Genomic DNA, 474 nt, shown 5'->3' with positions numbered 1-474 from the left:
CCGTCGCCGACGCTCCCGGACACCAGTGCGGGGTGCGACTCCCCGGCGGCCAGTGCCACCAGCGCCGCACTCGCCTCCCGGTGGTCATCCGCGATGACCACGGCACGCTCGGACAAGCGGGCCCGGCCCGTGGCAAGCGAGTACGCCAGGTCCAACAGGGACCCGGTGTCCTCCATGTGCGACAGCAGCCGCCGTGCCTGCCCGGTCAGAGCGGCCGCCCCACGAGCGGACAGCACCAACGGCGTCACCGCCGGCTCCATGGGCGGCGCCGTCTCGGACTCGGCCTTGAGGTCCTGCTCCAGGACCACGTGGGCGTTCGTCCCGCTGATGCCGAACGCGGAGACGCCGGCGCGGCGCGGGTGGCCGTCGGCGGTGGTCCACTCCCGGGCCTCGGTGAGCAGTTCGACGGCGCCTTCCGACCAGTCCACCTGCGGGGTCGGTTCGTCCACGTGCAGCGTCTTCGGCAGCACGCCA

General features: G+C 73.6%; 1 protein-coding gene. It reads right to left on the bottom strand.

Translation table 11 applies throughout. From position 1 onward, the window contains the following. The coding region (locus SMA5143A_RS24160) for a ketoacyl-synthetase C-terminal extension domain-containing protein (RefSeq protein WP_308812045.1) at positions 1 to 474 on the bottom strand (474 nt) is incomplete at both ends.

This window comes from Streptomyces sp. MA5143a (assembly GCF_900290235.1).
In the GTDB taxonomy this organism is placed as follows: domain Bacteria; phylum Actinomycetota; class Actinomycetes; order Streptomycetales; family Streptomycetaceae; genus Streptomyces.
Note: the sequence above shows the minus strand (reverse complement) of the source record. Positions and strands in the feature narration are given on the sequence as shown.